Genomic DNA, 16,278 nt, shown 5'->3' with positions numbered 1-16,278 from the left:
CTCGGCGCGGGGCCGACCCGCACGGTGACGGGAGCGCCGGTTCTCGCGCGGCGGGACGCGGTGTTCGTGGCGGTGGCGGCGGTTCTGATGGGCGCGAGCCTGGCTGCGGCGGCGTGGGCCGGGTGAGCGGCGGCGTTACCGCCCCGTGCGCTCCAGCCGGTCGAGGAACCATTGCGTCAGGCGGACCCAGACCTCGTCCTTCTCGGCGGCGTCTTCCCAGCCATGGTCGAGGTTGGGATTGTCGTTGACCTCGATGACGAAGACGCCATCGGGCGTCTCCTTCAGGTCGACGCCGTAGAGGCCGTCGCCGATGCAGCGGGCGGCGCGGACGGCGGTGTCGACCACGTGCCTCGGCGCGTCCTTCAACAGGAAGGGCTTGATGCCGCCCTGGTCGGGCTTGCCGGCGCGGTCGTGATTGACGATCTGCCAGTGCTTCTTGGCCATCAGATAGTGGCAGGCGAAGAGCGGCTGCCCGCCGAGCACGCCGACGCGCCAGTCATACTGGGTCGGCAGGTATTTCTGCGCGATGATCAGGTCGGAATCCTCCAGCCACTCGGTGGCGAGCGCCTTCAGCTCGGCCATGCTGGCCGCCTTCTTGACGCCGCGCGAGAAGGAGGAATCGGGGATCTTGAGCACCAGCGGAAAGCCGAGCGCCTGGGCCGCGATCTCGAAATCGGCCGGGCCGGCGATCATCACGGTCGGCGGCACCGGCACCTTGTTGGCCGCCATCAGCTCGTTGAGATATACCTTGTTGGTGCAGCGGATCATCGACATGGGATCGTCGATGACGGGCATACCCTCCTGCTGGGCGCGGCGGGCGAAGCGGTAGGTGTGGTTGGAGATCGCCGTCGTCTCGCGGATGAACAGCGCATCGTAATTGGCGAGCCTGGCCAGGTCCTTCTTGCCGATCGGCTCGACCTCGACACCCATCTTCTCGGCGATCTTGGCCCAATGGCGCAGCGACGAGACCATCGACGGCGCCAGTTCCTCGCTGGGGTCGACCAGCGTGGCGAAGGTGTAGCGCGAGGGCGTGCGGGTCTTGGTGTCGCGCCATTCGCGCTGGGTGTAGGTGGCCAGGCCTTCGAGGAAGCGGACCTCCTCCTCCGGCTTCATGCGGCCGAGCGGCAGGAAGCCGATCTTGCGGATCGAGGCCCAGTTGTTCTCGTCCTTGATCAGGACCTCGAGCGCCGGGGCGCGGAACCAGTCGAACAACAGCCGGCCGAAACGGTCGGTCGCCTTCGACGGGGCGATGCCGAAGAAGACCACGAGACGCGTCGGGAAGACGCCGCCGAGATCCTTGCGACACTTGTTGAGCGCGAGTTCGAGTTCCGGCAGCGCATGCTCGTAGAGCTTGCGCTCCGACAGGTCGATCATGGTCTCGACCGTGGGGATGACGCGGTGGCCGCGCGAGGAGGCCAGAAGCGAGGCGTAGTAGCCGCGGCTCTGGTAGGCATAGCTGTTCGACAGGTTGATGACCTTCGGACGCTGGCCCTTAAACAGCGCCGGATGCGCGAGATAGTCGCGGTTGGTGATGATCTTGTGCGGGGTTGCGAAAGGGTCGATGTCGTTCTGGCGGCCGGTGAGGATGACCCAGGTCATTGGTGGTCGAGCTTTCCGATGATGATGGCCGCCCGAAGCCCGTCGCGGCCGAACTGCGCCATGGTCATGAAGATGGAATGGGGAACCGGAATGTTGGCCGCGTCCGCCTTCGTCTCGCCGCGCTCGTCCTCCACCCACGGATCGTGCAACAGGATGTGGTCGCCGTCATCGCCGATCGCAAGGACCCAGTGCGGGACCTTCTTGCCGAACATCAGGTAGCCGCTGACCAGCACGATGACGAGCTTTCCCTCCGCCAGCGCGCCGCGGATGTCGTCCAGCCCGAAGGGCCGGTAGGACACGGGCAGGCCATGGCTTTCGGCGCGCAAACGGAAATCCACCTGCGCCAGTTCCATGACCCGCCGCTTTTCGGCGCTGCGCACGGACTGGAGGAACAGCGCGCCGTGGAAGGAGACGAGAATTTCGGCCGAAAGCCCATGGTCGCGCGCCGCCACCGCCAGCCCGAAGGGCTCGCAGCCGCCAGGCCCCGACATCATGAAGACGGTGGTCGCTTCGCGCCAAAGCCGGATTTCCATGACCGGATCGGGAGTGAAGGAGCGGTCGAAATAGGCCTTCGCCATCATCAGGCAGCAGGGCCCGCAGGTGAACTCGCAGGTCTGCTCGTAAAAGGGCACCCGGGTCTGGACCGGAACGTCGCCGCGCAGCGTCTTTTCGTAGCGCAGCGCCGCCATGCCGTCGGCATAATAGTCGGCCTCGCGCCCGATGCGGCGATAGCCCCTCTTCTCGTAGACCGCGATGGCAAGGGCATTGTCCTCGCGCACCTCGAGCCGGAGCATCATGCGGTCGTGGGCGTAGGCGGCTTCCTCGGCGGCCTGAAGCAGCCGGCCGCCGGCGCCGGTGCCGGCGCGATCGGGCGCGACCGCGATCGAATAGAGCCGGGCGACGGCGGTGCCCTTGCGGAAGAGGACCATGGCATAGCCGACGACGCGCCCTGCCTCCTCCAGCACGAGCGTTTCGGCCGATTCGCGCTCGATCAGCTGGCGGAACGATCGGCGGGAAATGCGGTCGGTCGCGAAAACGGCGTTTTCGATCGCCACCAGGTGGGCGATGTCTCCCGGATGGGCGGGGCGAAGGCGGGCGGTCATGTCTCCTCCGGACGGAGGTCCCGTGGCCGCGTTCGCGCAGGGCCGGCGACGCAGCCCTGACACAGGGCACGCGAAACTGCCAACGCTCCCCGATTATGACGGAAGTGTGGCGCGGCGCCGTCGGCCGATGACGGGGAGCGCAACCGGGCGCCCGGCGTTGTCCGCAGCGCCCTCATTGGCTATGCAGAGCCTTCCGGTCCTGCCGAAAACCCCGAAGACCAGCGACGGAGACTGACCTTGGACCCCATCGATCGCATCGAAACCAGCGCCGCCGACATGGTGATCGCGGCGCGGACCGCCTGGGAACAGGCGAGCGCGCTCATCGTGACCTATGCCTTCTCCTTCGTCGGCGCCCTGATCCTGCTGATCATCGGATACATTCTTTCGAACGTCCTGCAGAGATCCATCTATGCCGGGCTTGGACGTTTCCGAGGCTTCGACGAGACGCTGCGCAAGTTCTTCTCGCGGATCGTGCGCTATGCCGTACTCGTCATCGTCGGCGTCACGGTGCTGGCGCAGTTCGGTGTGCAGACCGCCTCGATCATCGCCGCGCTGGGCGCCATCGGCCTGGCGATCGGGCTGGCGCTCCAGGGAACGCTGCAAAACATCGCGGCCGGCATCATGCTGCTCGTGCTGCGGCCCTTCCGGGTCGGCGAATTCATCAATGCAGGCTCCGTGGCCGGCACGGTGCAGGAAATCGGCCTGTTCGCCACCGAGCTGAAGACCTTCGACGGGCTGTTCGTGATGGCGCCCAACAGCGAATTGTGGAACTCGCCGGTCACCAACTTCTCGCGCAATCCGCAGCGCATGCAGGAAATCGCCATCGGCATCGGCTATGGCGACGACATCGCGCTGGCGCTCAAGATCTATGCCGACATGGCCGCAGCCGACGAGCGCATTCTCGACGAGCCGGCGCCGAACTGCTTCGTCTCGGAACTCGGCGACAACGCGGTGATCGTGGCGATCCGCTACTGGACGAAATCGCCGGACTGGTTTTCGACCAAGCTCGACTTCACCAAGAACGCCAAGCTGGCCTTCGATGCGAACGGAATTTCCATTCCCTTCCCGCAGCGCGACCTGCACATCATCACGACCGGCGGCGACAAGCCGGCCAGGGCGGAGGCGAGCCCGAAGGTGCTGCTGGAATAACCGGCGGGCCGTGCAGCCCCAAGCCGTCAGCCGGGAGACCGGTCCGTCGGTTCGGCCGCCCGCGGCTCGACCTCGCCCAGGAGAGCGAGCGCCTGCCGAAGCCCCGGCGTCCTTTGGCCCAGAATCCGGTCGACCTCGGCGTTGACGCCGTCCATGGCCGCGTTCATGGACCGGCAGCGCGCCCTGCCCTCGTCGCCGAGATAGATCCGGTTGATGCGCCGGTCGCCCTCGGGATCGGGCCGCCGCTCGACGAGACCGGCGGTCTCGAGCCGATCGACGATGCCGGTCATGGTGGCGCTGTCGAGCAGAAGGCGGGCGCCCATCTCCGCGCAGCTCTGCCCGTCGCGCTCCCACAGGATGCGCAGGGCGGCGAACTGGACCGGCGTCACGCCGAAGGGGGCGAGCGCGTCCCGCGAGCGACGGGCCACCTGCTGCGTGGCCTTGCCGAGCAGGAAGCTGATGCAATCCTCGATGCGGTCCATGCTGGCCCAATCCGATCCGCTTGCAGACGAATATCTTGTATGCAAGCATCTTGACTGCAAGGCAACCCGCGAAGCGGCACGACTTCCCGGCGAGCCCTTTCGGACGGCGGTGGACGCGAACCAGATCGGCTCGATCCATCAGCGAAACTGAACGGTGCCCGTCGAACAATTCATTATTGAAAGCAGTCCGGCCGCGCTAGAGACCGGACGAACGGAGACGCTTCCATGTCGCAGGCCGCCACGACCACGCGTCCGGTGCCCAGCCTACCCTGGCTCATCATCCTGTGCGGCTGCCTGATTGCGGCGCTGACCTTCGGGCCGCGCTCGGCGATGGGCTTCTTCCAGCTGCCGATGCTGGCCGAGAAGGGCTGGGACCGCACCACGTTCGGGCTGGCGATGGCGATCCAGAACCTGGCCTGGGGGCTGGGCACGCCGTTCTTCGGGGCGCTTGCGGACAAGTTCGGCACCTGGCGCGTGCTGGCGCTGTCGGGCGCGATGTATGCCGCCGGGCTGTTCACCATGGCGAATGCCGACAGCGCGACCGCGCTGCACATCGGCGGCGGCGTGCTGGTGGGCCTGGGCGTCGCGTCGGGCTCGTTCGGCATCGTGCTGGCCGCCTTCGCCCGCAACGTGGCGCCGGAAAGGCGCAGCCTGGCCTTCGGCATCGGGACGGCGGCCGGCTCGGCGGGCATGTTCATCTTCGCCCCGCTGAGCCAGGGGCTGATCGACACCTATGGCTGGTATGATTCGCTCCTGGTGATGTCGGCGATGATGCTGATCATCCCGGTGCTGGCGATCCCGCTGAAGGGCAATTCGAGCTCGGGGACGCAGCGCCAGAGCGACATCGAGCAATCGATCCGCCAGGCCCTGCGCGAGGCGCTGGGCCACAGGAGCTATCTGCTTCTGGTGTCCGGCTTCTTCGTCTGCGGCTTCCAAGTCGCCTTCATCACCGCGCATTTTCCCGCCTACATCGCCGACATCGGCATCCAGGCGCGCTATGCGGTGATCGCGCTGGCGCTGATCGGCTTCTTCAACATCATCGGCTCGCTGGCCTCGGGCGTCATCGGGCAGCGCTATTCGAAACCGATGTTCCTGGTGTGGATCTACGTCGGCCGGTCGATCGTGATCACCCTCTTCCTGCTTCTGCCGCAGACGCCGGCGAGCGTGATCGTCTTCGCCATGACGATGGGGCTGCTGTGGCTGTCCACCGTGCCGCCGACGAACGCGCTGGTGGCGATCATGTTCGGCACGCGGCATCTCGGCCTGCTGGGCGGCCTGGTGTTCCTGTCGCACCAGATCGGCTCGTTCCTGGGCGTCTGGCTGGGCGGCTATCTCTACGACCTCATCGGCTCGTATGACACGGTCTGGTGGCTGGGCGTGGCGCTGAGCCTGTTTGCCGCCATCGTGCACTGGCCGATCCGCGAGGCGCCGGTGCCGCGGCCGGCGCTGGCCGCGGCCGAATAGACCGCTCCCCCCGAAAGCGAGCGACGCCCGGCCTCGCGGCCGGGCGTCGCGTTTTCGCGTTCAAGGACGATCAGGCGCCGATGACGCCGCCATCCTCGCGGGTGATGACCACGGTGGCCGAGCGCGGCACCGAGCCGTCGTAGTCGGGGAAGCCCGAGCCGTACTTGCCGGCCGCGAAGTCTTCCGCCGAGCCATGGGCGCCCGGGTGCTGGAAGTTCACGAACATGGTCCTGCCGTCCGGGGTGGTGACGACGCCCGTCGTTTCCTGGCCCCAGGGGCCGGTGAGGAAGCGGCGGATCTCGCCGGTGGCCGGATCGGCGGCCAGCATGGCGTTCATCCCGAACTCCTTGAGCGGACCCTCGTAGTCCGGGCCGATGTCGCCCATGTCGGTCTGGATCCAGAGGCGGCGGTTGTCGTCGCACCACAGGCCGTCCGGGCAGGCGAAGGCGCTGTCGTCGCCGAGCGCGCCACCGTTGAACAGGGCCGAGGTGGCCTTGCCGCCGGCGATGACGAACAGGTCCCACTCGAAGCTCGCGCGGGTGTGGTCGGTGTTGGCGTAGCGCCAGCGCACGATCTGGCCGAAATTGTTGCCCGCGCGCGGGTTGACGGCATCGACCTGCGCCTGCGTGCGGCGCGAGTTGTTGGTCAGCGCGAAGTAGACCTCGCCGGTGCCGGGATCGACCGTGCCCCATTCGGGACGGTCCATCTTGGTGGCGCCGGCCTGATCGGCGGCAAGGCGCGTGTTGACGAGGATGTCGGCGAGATCGGCGAAGCCGTTGGCGGGCGTCAGCCCGTTGCGGCCCGGCGCCAGCGCCAGCCATTCGCCGGTGCCGTCGTCGTTGAACTTCGCGGCATAGAGCGTGCCGGCATCGAGGATCGAACCGTCGGTCTGGCCGGGGACGTAGACGGCGTCGGAGACGAACTTGTAGACGTATTCGAAGCGGGCGTCGTCGCCCGAATAGCAGACGATCGGCGCGCCTTCGACAACGGGGGCGAAGACCACGCCTTCATGGGCGAACCGGCCGAGAGCGGTGCGCTTCACCGGGGTGGCGTCGGGGTCGAACGGGTCGATCTCGACGATCCAGCCGAAGGCGTTGGGCTCGTTGCGGTAGTCCTCGGCGGCCGAAGCGCCCTTGGTGGACGCGTCGAAACGGACGTATTCGTCGGCGCCCGACTTCGCCAGGTGCCAGCCGTAGCGGCCGCCCTGCGGGTTGGTGGACACGCCGTAGCGGGCATGCTCGCGCGGCAGGTCGGGCTTCTGGTCGACCTGGTCGGTGTTGGCGAAGTAGCCGGCCCAGTTTTCCTCGGCGGTCAGATAGGTGTTCCAGGGCGTGACGCCGTGGGCGCAGTTGTTGAGCGTGCCGCGGGTGCGGGTGCCGTCGGGCGAAAATTTCGTCACGACATGCGAGGAGCCGCGGACCGGACCGGCGATCTCGATCGGCGTGACGGCCGCGACCTTGCGGTTGCGGGGATCGGCCACGACGGCCCAGGTGCCGTCGGCCTGCCTGGTCGTGCGGTAGACCGAGACGCCATGCGCGGCGACCTCCATGCGCACCTCGTCGTCGTCGCGCTTGCCGTCGGCGTCGAGGGCGACGAAATTGTCATCGGCGGCGATGCCCTTGTAGCCCGGCTTGTCGGCATGCAGGAAGCGCGGCTCGATATATTCGTGGTTGACCGCGATCAGGCCGTCTTCCGAGGAGCCGTCGATCGGGAAGAAGTGGATGCCGTCGTGGTGCTGGCCGATCTGGTGCTCCTGCTCGGCACCGGTGTTGGCGCCGGGGCGATAGGCCGGCATGTCGCCGGAGATCGGCTCGCCGGCCGCGCCGAGGATCTGGAAGCGGTAGCCTTCCGGCACGACGACCGTGTCGTCCATGCTGACCGGCACAGGCTTGAAGCCGAGCAGGCCGCTGGCGGGCTGGGCGAGCGCCGTGGAGCTGTTCAGCATGGACAGGGACGAACCGAACAGGCCGGTCGCGATGGTGGCGAGGCCGCCCATCAGGAAGCCGCGACGCTCGATGCGGGCCTCCATCACCTGGTAGAAATTGCGGTTGGACGACGTGTTGCATTGCGGCTCGTCGCCATGCTCGAAATACGGGGCTTCGCGATGGTCGGGATAGTCGCGCTCGAAATCGCTCATGACTGGCTCCTGCAGCTGGTTGGATGCGATGTCCGGACGATCGTGAGGACGGCTTCCGGCAGCGAGGCGCCTCCGTCCGAACGCCGTCGTCACTAGCGCGTCCTTGTTACAGGGATACGAAACGCGGCCGACGAGATGGCGCGGCGGTCAGTCCGGTTCCGGCGGCGAGGACGGCGGCGTCCCGGGCTTGGCGTTCGTGCGGCGCGCTTGTTCATCCGCATCGTCGGGCCTGGACGGCTCCCGGGCCGGCGGCGCTTCGGCGGCGGCCGGATTGTCCGCAATCGCGGGCTTCTCGTCGGGGGACGGCTCGACCTCGGCGGGAAGCGTCTCGACGGGTGCAACCTCTTCGGCGGGCGCGGGCTTCTCGGCGGCGGGCGCGGCCGGTGGGGCCTCGTCGGCCGGCGGCGTTTCGCGCGGGGGCATGGTCACGCGTCGCGGTGGTTCCTCCGCCGACGGGGCTTCCTCCGTAGGCGGGCTTTCGGGTTCCGGCCCGGCGTTCTGCTTCGCCGCCGCGCTGGTGAGCAGGCGCTGGTAGAACAGGCCGATGCCGATCAGCACCGCGCCGAGACCGATGAAGGAGAAGGCGCGCAGCACGCCTTCCAGCTCGGCCATGTCGAACAGGAAGACCTTGGCCACGGCCAGCGCCACCACGAAGCCCGATGCGACACGCAGCGCCTGCGAGGCGAAGCGGACGCCGAGGACGAGGATGCCGACGCCGAGCGCCAGCCAGACGGCCGAATAGGCGTAGGTCTCGAGCTGCGACATGCCCTGCCAGAAGGCGAGGTTCTCGCCCTGGAAGAGCCGCCGCACGGTGAGGCTGAGCCAGGCGAAGGCAAGCGCCGCGGCCGTCAGCGCCAGCATGATGGAATACCATGGCGGACGGCGATCCCGCGCGAACCAGGCGAGGCCGGCCGCCCCGGCGGCGGGCACCAGATAGCCGATGAGAAGCAGGTCGAGGAACGGCAGCCGGCCGGTAGGCTCGCCGGTGGAGAGCGGATTCAGCGTGCCGAAATGCCGGATGGCGATGAGCACGACCGACAGGACGGCGGCAGCGAGCGAGCCGATGCGCATGACCGCGCTGGGCGAGCGGGCGTCGAGCGCGACGAGGATGGCGCCCGCGCCGAGCATGATCAGCGTGTAGATGGACTGCTCGGCCAGCGTGACGGCCGCTCCGTCGACGATACCGCCGCTCATGGCGTGGCGCACCAGCATCGCCGCCGTGAGCAGCGCAAAGAGCACGGCCGCCGCCTCCATGGCGAGCCTCGGCCTTCCGTTCGTGGTGCGCGCCAGCTGCCAAGCGGCGAAGACGAAAGCGAGCGCGGGAATGCCGTAGCCGGGCAGGAGCGCGTTGAAGACGGGGGTCTGGCCGAGGAATTCGGCGCCGACGATGGTCGGGTCGATGGCGGCGCGGAGCAGCACGAAGACGGCGGCGCCGACCGAGAGCCAGCCGAGCACCGGATAGGACCGCCACCTTGTGGCGAGCGCCGGCAGGCCGGCGGCCGCGGCGGCCAGCATCGTCGTCCACAGCGGTCCGAAGGCCATCAGGAGCAGCACGGCGGCGGCCAAGGCGGCGCCGACGAAGGCGATGCTGACCGCGAGCCCGCCGGTCAAGGGCGGTTCCTCTGATCGCGCGAGCGCTTCGCCGGCCGCGGCGAAGGCCAGCATCAGCGCCAGCGCGGCTGCGGCGCGCAGGAGATCGCGGTCGACGTCGCCATGGGCGATCCAGCCGCCGGTCAGCACGGCGAGCGGCACGATCACGGCAAAGGCGCTCCAGACGACGGCGCGCCGTGGGTTGCCGGCGAGGAAGCCGCGCGCGGCGACAAAGCCGAGGCCGAGGAAAAGCAGCGCCAGCAGCGCCGACATCCACGCGCCGAGACTGGTCCAGGGAAGGACGGCCGGCCCCTGGAAGGTGACCGGCTCGCCGAGGATCTCGAAGGCGAAGAAGCCCGACAGGGCGATGCGCAGATGCGCCAGCACAACCACGCCGCCCGCCGCAAGAAGCAGCGGCAGCGCGGCCGGCCGCCACCAGGCGATGGCCGCCATGGCGGCGACGAGCAGCGCGGCGTGGCCTTCGCCGCCGGCCAGGATGATGTCGGGGTCGTTGAACTGAAGCAGGGCGGCGAGCCCGACGACGACGGCGGCCGCCACGGACGGCGGGTCGACGCGGGCGGTTTCGTCGCGGTCCGCGAGCCAGACCAGCGCCACGGCCGCCAGCAAGGCCGCATTGGCAAGAAGCGCGGGCGCGAGGCGGATGTCCATCATCGTGACGAGATAGAGCAACGACCAGAGCCCCATGCCGACCACGGCACCGGTCATCAGGCCGGTCCAGCCACGCAGCCTCGCGATGGCGGCCGCAGCGACCAGCACGATGGCGAGATAGCCGAACAGCACCCAGGGACTCGGCGCTTGCGAGGAGACGAGCAGCGGCGTGGCGAAGGCGCCGAGCAGGCCGACGCCGGCCAGCGCCTGGCCGTGGATCAGCGCGGCCAGGATGGCGCCGATGCCGAGCAGGCCGAGCAGCAGGAAGGCGAGGGTTGGGCCGATGAAGCCATAGAGCCCGTGCGCGGCATAGACCGTGCCGAACAAGGTGAAGACGCCGACAGCCGTGAGGATGCCCGGCATCCAGGCGCCGTCGATGCCTTCGACGGGCATGCGCAATCCATTGCGGCGGATGGCTTCCCCTCCGGCGAGCAGCGCCATGCCGAAGAGCGCTGCCATGGTGAGGCGCAAGCCGGGGCCGAAGATGCCGGCCTCGATGGAATAACGCACCAGGAAGACGCCACCGAGCGCCAGCGCCAGGCCGCCGACCCAGACCGCCCAGCGCGTGCCGAGCGCGGTTTCGATGTCGGGGCGCTTCGACGCCCGGGCCGGTTCGACCTCGGGTTCCGGCTCAGGCTCGCGCGCGGCCTGGGATTCGGGGGACCAGGCATAGTTGCCCGGGCGGGCGGCCAGGGCTTCGAGTTCGGCCAGAGCCCTGGTCGTGCTTTCGCGCTCCGCCAGGGCGGGATCGACAGGCGGGGCGGCGGCTTCGGCGTCGCTGGCCGCATCGTCGGCGGGCACCGACGACAGTCCGGCGGCGGCGGCGCCCTGCGCGGCACCGGCCGGAACCGGCATCGTGTCGAGCACGAAGCCGCGCAGCGCCTCGAACTCGCGCTGGAGGCGGTTGAGGCGATCGTTGAGGCGCATGGCCACCACGGCCAGCGCGACGATGAGGGCTGCAACGATGAACTCGATCATGTGGCCGGTTCCCCCCGGAGCCGCAGGTTGGCCGAAGGCCGTTGATGGGTCGCGTCAGCGCGGCGCCAGGTTCGTCGCCGGGAAGATGGAGCAGGTCTCGGTTCCGAAGGCAAGCAGCTTGCCGTCCTTGTCCTTGAGCGTCGCCTCCGAGACGGCGATGGTGCGTCCCCGGTTGATCACCCGGCCCTCGCAGACCACTTCGCCGGTGCGCGGCGTGATCGGCCGCATCAGGTTCACCTTGAACTCGACGGTGGTGTAGGCCTCGCCCTTGGCCATGGTGGTGTGGACGGCGCAGCCGAGCGCCGAATCGAGGATGGTCGCGGCCCAGCCGCCGTGGACCGAGCCGAGCGGGTTGAGGTGACGCTCGCCAGGCAGGCCGCGAAACACCGCCCTGCCCTCGCCGACCTCCGACAGGCCGAAGTTCATCCGCGCGCCGATGGAGGGGGCGGGATAGAGGCCGTCGATCAGCCGCTGTAGCAGTTCGATGCCGGTGTATTGCAGCACCTCGTCGAGCGGAATGGAGCCCAGCCCCAGCGGCGAGACATAGCCCGGGAAGAGTTCGACTTCGGTCATTGCGCGTACTCGTTGAGGGTGGAAGCCTGTGGATCGTCCCGCCAGGACCGTTTCAGCGCGGTCAGGAAGCCGGCGCGGGTTTCCGGCGGCTCGATGCCGCGCGGCTCGTAGACGTGGCGATCGAAGAAGAAGCCGGTGAGGCGGAACGCGTCTTCCAGCGCGCGCTCGTCGCCGTGCAGCCCCGACCCGGCGGCCAGGAAGGCAGGCAGCGGCAACAGCTTGTCGCGCCAGGGCTCGCCCGCGATGCGGCTGACGGCACGGCCCGACTTCGGCGAGACGTAGGCCAGATCCAGCACGGTGCCGGTGGCGGCGCAGCAGGACAGGTCGAGCCCGAAGCCGAGTTCGTCGAGCACGAGCAGTTCGAACCGGACCAGCAGTTCGGCGGCGGCGCGCGGCTCGTCGAGATGGGCGATGATGATCGCCAGCGTCTCGAACAGCGGCGTGTGGCGGTCGCGCTCGGGCAGCAGCCGCAGATGGGCGGCGAGCGTCTGCAGGGCGTAGATGGCGGTGCCGCTGGCGAGAAGCCGCGCGGCGTTCTGCTCGATCGGCTCGACCTGGAACTGCCCCAGATGCTCGTCGAGCCGGGCGCGCCAGACGAGATCGACACGGTTGCCTGCCTGAAGGACCGGCTGCATGCGCCGCGACCGGCCACCGCGCACGATGCCCATGTGGCGGCCATGCGCGCGCGTCATCACCTCGAGGATGAGGCTCGTCTCGCCGTGCTTGCGCGACCCGATGATGATGCCTTCGTCTCGCCATTCCATGGCGCGGAGGTTTCCACCGGAACGGCGGCGAATGCAAGGAGGGCGGCGCGCGGGAGAAGCGGCAACATGGGGCCACGCCTCCCCTTCGTCATCCTCGGCCGACCGTAGCGCAGCGAAGGGAGAGCCGGGGATCCATGCCTCGGCGTTCGCGACGAGCGATGCGGTGCGGGAGAGGCACCTTTTCCCGCCGTTCCGCGTGGCCGGGACGGCGAGGCATGGATCCTGGATACGAGGTTCTTCGCTTCGCTCGAACCTCGTATCCAAGATGACGACGGTTCGGGTGCTCGCGGTTATCGCGCATCCCCGCTGCAAATTCGAAGCCGGACCAAACCGGCTCTACAGAAGCAAGAACCGCAGTCCCAATGCCGAAGCGGCGGCAGCCATGCGCCGATCCAGCGTGCAGAGCGTGGCGCCCTCTGCGAATGCGATGGCGATGTGGAGCGCGTCGCCGGCGCGCAACCCGAGTTCGTGGTCGCCCAGATGAAGCGCGGCGGAGCGAAAATGGTCCGCCGACACGGGATACACGCGAAAAGACTTGTGGATGATTCGAGTGTAGCCGGAGACGATCGCAGCGCGATCCCCGACCGTGATCTGGCCCGTCCTCACCTTCAGCGCCAAGGCTGAGGCGAACTCCGTATGGACCCATTCGCTGACGGCAAGCCTGCCCACCGGCTGGTCGGCAATCCAGGTATGGACGCGCGCGGTCGCGTCTTCGTTCGTCAACATGGCAACGAGAACGGACGTGTCGAGGTACTGCATCAATAGCGGTCTTCGTCACGCATGGTTCGGATGAAGTCTCCCGCTGTCCGGGGCTGTGGGGGAATCGTTCCAGTCAGCGCCTGGAGTTCAGCGAGGTCGATCCGCTCCAGCGGCTCATGCACCGCGGTCAGTTGCGCAACCGGCTTGCCGTGTTTCGTGATGGTGACCGTCTCGCCGGCCGCGGCCTTGGCGACGAGATCGCTGAGATGGGCCTTTGCATCGGCAACGCTGACCGTACGCATGAAACCTCCTGACCATAATTTTGGTCATAAATAGGCGGACAGGCGGTTCCAATCAAGCGTCACGGCTCGAGACTTCAGGCGTGAAGCCGCTGGAGCAAACGACGCCTGGGAGCCAGTCTTGCAACAATCCTTTTTCTCTGACAAAAGTCAGAGAATGGACAGGGCCGAGATCGACATCATCCGCGACTTCAACCGCGTCGTGACGCTGCGCAGCGGCGCGATGGAGGAGAGCTATCTCGGGCGGGGCCGGCCGCTCGGGCAGGCGCGGGTGCTGTTCGAGATCGGCCCCGGCGGGCGCGACCTCAAGGACCTGCGCGAGCGGCTGCGGCTCGATTCGGGTTATCTCAGCCGGCTCCTGGCTTCGCTGCGGCGGCAGGGTCTGGTGGAGGTGCAGCCCGATCGCGGCGACAAGCGGAAGCGGAGGGCCATGCTGACGGAGGCGGGCCGGGCCGAGTGGGCGGCCTATGACAGCCTGTCGGACGATCGCGCGCGATCGATGCTGGAGCCGCTGTCTCCCGGCGGGCGCACGCGCCTGGTCGCGGCGATGGCGGAGGTGGGGCGGCTGCTCGGGCTGGCGACGCTGACGATCACGGTCGAACCTCCCGCCTCGCTCGATGCTCGTGCCTGCGTGGCGGCCTATGTCGGCGAGCTCGGCTTGCGGTTCGAGGAGGGCTTCGACCCGGGCAACGGCAATCCGACGCCCGACGACGAGGCGCTGACGCCACCCGCCGGTTGCTTTCTCGTCGCACGACTGGACGGCCGGGCGGTCGGTTGCGGGGCGTTGCGCCGGCTTGCGCCCGGCGTGGGCGAGGTGAAGCGGATGTGGGTCGCACCGGAGGCACGCGGGCTCGGCCTGTCGCGGCGGCTGCTCGGAGCGCTGGAGGAACACGCGCGGGACCTGGGTATTGATCGGGTGCGGCTCGACACCAACCGGGCGCTGGGCGAGGCCCAGGCGCTCTATCGCAGCGCCGGCTACCGCGAGATCGCGCGCTTCAACGACAATCCCTATGCGGATTTCTGGTTCGAGAAGTCGCTGGACGGCGGGTGAGCGGGCGGTTCGGGGAGCTCACGCGCTCCGCCAGCCTCGCAAGGACACAATGGTGCGGGGACCGTGCGGTCTCCACAAGCGCCGATGTTTCGTGCATGCTCGGATCGCTCGCGGCTGCCGGGAGGGTTGCGGATGAAGTCGGGAAGGCCGTTCGACAGGCTTGTGGCCGCGCTGATGCTGGCCGTCGCCCTCATCTGCCTGCGCGGCGCGTTCCTCGCGGCAGGGCCGGGTGACCTCGGCGGCGGCGAAACCATGGTCAGGGCGACGCCCATTCCAGAAGACACCGTTTCGTTCCTGCGCGTGGCGGTCTATCTCGTCGCCGCCCTGGTGCTGGGGTTCGGAGCGTGGCGACGATGGCGTGGCGCGAGCCGGCCGACGGCGACGCAGGCGCCGGTGTTCGGCCGCGACGCCAGTCCCGTCCAGGCCGGACGACCGAGGCGAATGCACGTCCTCGACGTCCTTGTCGCCGTCATCGTCGTCGGCGTCGTGTTCGATCACTTCGTGCCGATCGGGGCGAGGGTTCCCGCCGGGGACGACGAGAGGCTGCCGGTCGAAGCCCCCACCGAAACCGCCGCGCCGCCTTCGGCCACGAGCACGGAGACCTCCCCGGCGGGACAGGACGCGGCCGCCGCCGCAGAGCAAGGCGCGGCGGGACCGGAGGAGCGCGAGCAGACGGTGGAGGAAGCCGCGCCCGGCTCAGCGCCCTCGCCCGGGGCTCCCGCCGCCGACACCCTGCCGCCGCGAACAACGGCACTGCCGGCTCAACCCGCGCCGATGCCCTCGCATGCGGACGGGCACCGCGATGCGGTCGTTTGGCTTTCCGTCTCGCCCGACGGCGGATTGCTTCTGAGTGCCAGCACCGACCGCGCGATCAAGCTCTGGGACATGGACACGGCAAGCCTCAGGCGAGAGCTCGGCACGCACAAGGAGATGGCGCGACAGGCGCTTTTCATGCCCGACGGCGTGCACGCGCTGACCGCCGGCGACGACGGCGAGATCGTCCTGCGCACGCTCGCGGAGGGCGCCGTCGTGCATGTCTTCGCGGCCGACGCGCTTGGCGCCGCCAACAAGATCGCCATTTCGCCTGACGGACGGGTCGCCGTCAGCGGCCATCGCAGCGGCGGCGTCGTCGTCTGGGACATCGAGAACCGCCGGGTGCGCCACGTGATGACCGGCCATGCCTGGCCCGTCGTCTCGGTGGCGCTGTCCCCCGATGGCCGGCGCGCCGTCAGCGGCAGCATCGACGGCGTGCTGAAGCTCTGGGACATCGACGCGGGACACCAGGCCCGCGACTGGCTCGGCCATGAGCGGGGCGCCTATGGCGCGGCGTTCACGGCCGACGGACTGCGCCTCGTCACCGGCAGCGGCGACTTCTCGATCAAGCTCTGGGATGTCGAGGCGGGCACTGAAATCCGTCGCTTCGACGGCCATTCGGGCACCGTCTACGCCCTCGTCCTGTCGGCGGACGAAAGGCGCATTCTGAGCGGCTCGCTCGACGGGACCGCGCGGATCTGGGACGTCGACACCGGCCGCGAAATCGCACAGTTCGCCGACGGCGGCGGTCCGGTCTACGCGGTCGCCTTCGCGGCCGACGGGTCGGTGCTCACCGGCAACAGGAGCGGCGCGATCAAGGCCTGGCCTCCCGACGGCAAAGGGGCGAAGACGCTGTTCCCGCCAGCGCGGGAGTAGCGCGCGGGCGCGACCGCAGACCCGGCTGACGC

Annotated in this window: 13 protein-coding genes; 4 read left to right on the top strand and 9 right to left on the bottom strand. The window is 68.8% G+C overall.

Annotated elements, in window-relative coordinates; all coding sequences use genetic code 11:
- Positions 1-135: 135 nt before the first annotated feature.
- Together EJC49_RS23235 and EJC49_RS23230 are read right to left on the bottom strand one after the other, a co-directional pair.
- Entirely contained in the window at positions 136-1,599 is a 1,464-nt protein-coding gene (locus EJC49_RS23235; protein WP_126702318.1) for a RimK family protein, read from the bottom strand.
- A complete protein-coding gene (locus EJC49_RS23230) occupies positions 1,596-2,702 on the bottom strand; it encodes a GNAT family N-acetyltransferase/peptidase C39 family protein (RefSeq protein ID WP_126702317.1) in 1,107 nt (368 codons plus the stop codon). Before EJC49_RS23230 ends, EJC49_RS23235 begins: the two co-directional genes overlap by 4 nt.
- A gap of 255 nt (positions 2,703-2,957) precedes the next feature.
- Here EJC49_RS23230 and EJC49_RS23225 point away from each other — a divergent pair, with 255 nt between their 5' ends.
- Positions 2,958-3,851 (top strand): mechanosensitive ion channel family protein, encoded by an 894-nt coding sequence (locus EJC49_RS23225; RefSeq protein WP_425358841.1) that lies wholly within the window; start codon positions 2,958-2,960, stop codon positions 3,849-3,851.
- A gap of 26 nt (positions 3,852-3,877) precedes the next feature.
- Here EJC49_RS23225 and EJC49_RS23220 read toward each other — a convergent pair whose 3' ends face one another.
- Positions 3,878-4,333 carry a MarR family winged helix-turn-helix transcriptional regulator gene (locus tag EJC49_RS23220; protein ID WP_126702316.1) on the bottom strand — a complete coding sequence of 152 codons (456 nt, stop codon included), beginning with the start codon at positions 4,331-4,333 and terminating at the stop codon, positions 3,878-3,880.
- A 225-nt stretch (positions 4,334-4,558) separates the two neighbouring features.
- Between EJC49_RS23220 and EJC49_RS23215 the strand changes: the two genes are divergently transcribed.
- Positions 4,559-5,797 (top strand): MFS transporter, encoded by a 1,239-nt coding sequence (locus EJC49_RS23215; RefSeq protein ID WP_126702315.1) that lies wholly within the window; start codon positions 4,559-4,561, stop codon positions 5,795-5,797.
- A 70-nt stretch (positions 5,798-5,867) separates the two neighbouring features.
- Here the strand turns inward: EJC49_RS23215 and EJC49_RS23210 are convergent, their stop codons facing one another.
- The 6 genes from EJC49_RS23210 to EJC49_RS23185 all read right to left on the bottom strand — a co-directional run bounded on the left by EJC49_RS23210 (position 5,868) and on the right by EJC49_RS23185 (position 13,509).
- Positions 5,868-7,934: a PhoX family protein gene (locus tag EJC49_RS23210; protein WP_126702314.1), complete on the bottom strand. Its 2,067-nt coding sequence runs from the start codon at positions 7,932-7,934 to the stop codon at positions 5,868-5,870.
- A 147-nt stretch (positions 7,935-8,081) separates the two neighbouring features.
- Positions 8,082-11,171 (bottom strand): DUF2339 domain-containing protein, encoded by a 3,090-nt coding sequence (locus EJC49_RS23205; RefSeq protein ID WP_126702313.1) that lies wholly within the window; start codon positions 11,169-11,171, stop codon positions 8,082-8,084.
- A 54-nt stretch (positions 11,172-11,225) separates the two neighbouring features.
- The gene (locus EJC49_RS23200; protein ID WP_126702312.1) at positions 11,226-11,744 is read right to left on the bottom strand and encodes a PaaI family thioesterase; all 519 of its coding nucleotides are present in this window, start codon (positions 11,742-11,744) and stop codon (positions 11,226-11,228) included.
- Complete coding sequence (gene recO, locus EJC49_RS23195; RefSeq protein ID WP_126702311.1) at positions 11,741-12,508, bottom strand: DNA repair protein RecO; 768 nt, start codon at positions 12,506-12,508, stop codon at positions 11,741-11,743. Before recO ends, EJC49_RS23200 begins: the two co-directional genes overlap by 4 nt.
- A 336-nt stretch (positions 12,509-12,844) precedes the next feature.
- A complete protein-coding gene (locus EJC49_RS23190) occupies positions 12,845-13,267 on the bottom strand; it encodes a type II toxin-antitoxin system VapC family toxin (protein WP_126702310.1) in 423 nt (140 codons plus the stop codon).
- Complete coding sequence (locus EJC49_RS23185) at positions 13,267-13,509, bottom strand: type II toxin-antitoxin system Phd/YefM family antitoxin (RefSeq protein ID WP_126702309.1); 243 nt, start codon at positions 13,507-13,509, stop codon at positions 13,267-13,269. Before EJC49_RS23185 ends, EJC49_RS23190 begins: the two co-directional genes overlap by 1 nt.
- Positions 13,510-13,663: 154 nt before the next feature.
- Here EJC49_RS23185 and EJC49_RS23180 point away from each other — a divergent pair, with 154 nt between their 5' ends.
- Both EJC49_RS23180 and EJC49_RS23175 read left to right on the top strand, forming a co-directional pair.
- The gene (locus tag EJC49_RS23180) at positions 13,664-14,557 is read left to right on the top strand and encodes a bifunctional helix-turn-helix transcriptional regulator/GNAT family N-acetyltransferase (protein ID WP_126702308.1); all 894 of its coding nucleotides are present in this window, start codon (positions 13,664-13,666) and stop codon (positions 14,555-14,557) included.
- Between the two features lie 132 nt (positions 14,558-14,689).
- Positions 14,690-16,246, top strand: a complete 1,557-nt coding sequence (locus EJC49_RS23175) for a WD40 repeat domain-containing protein (RefSeq protein WP_126702307.1) — start codon at positions 14,690-14,692, stop codon at positions 16,244-16,246.
- Positions 16,247-16,278 lie beyond the last annotated feature (32 nt).

Origin of the sequence: Aquibium carbonis (assembly GCF_003970795.1) — a bacterium.
GTDB lineage: Bacteria > Pseudomonadota > Alphaproteobacteria > Rhizobiales > Rhizobiaceae > Aquibium > Aquibium carbonis.
This window is presented reverse-complemented; position numbering and strand designations above follow the sequence as displayed.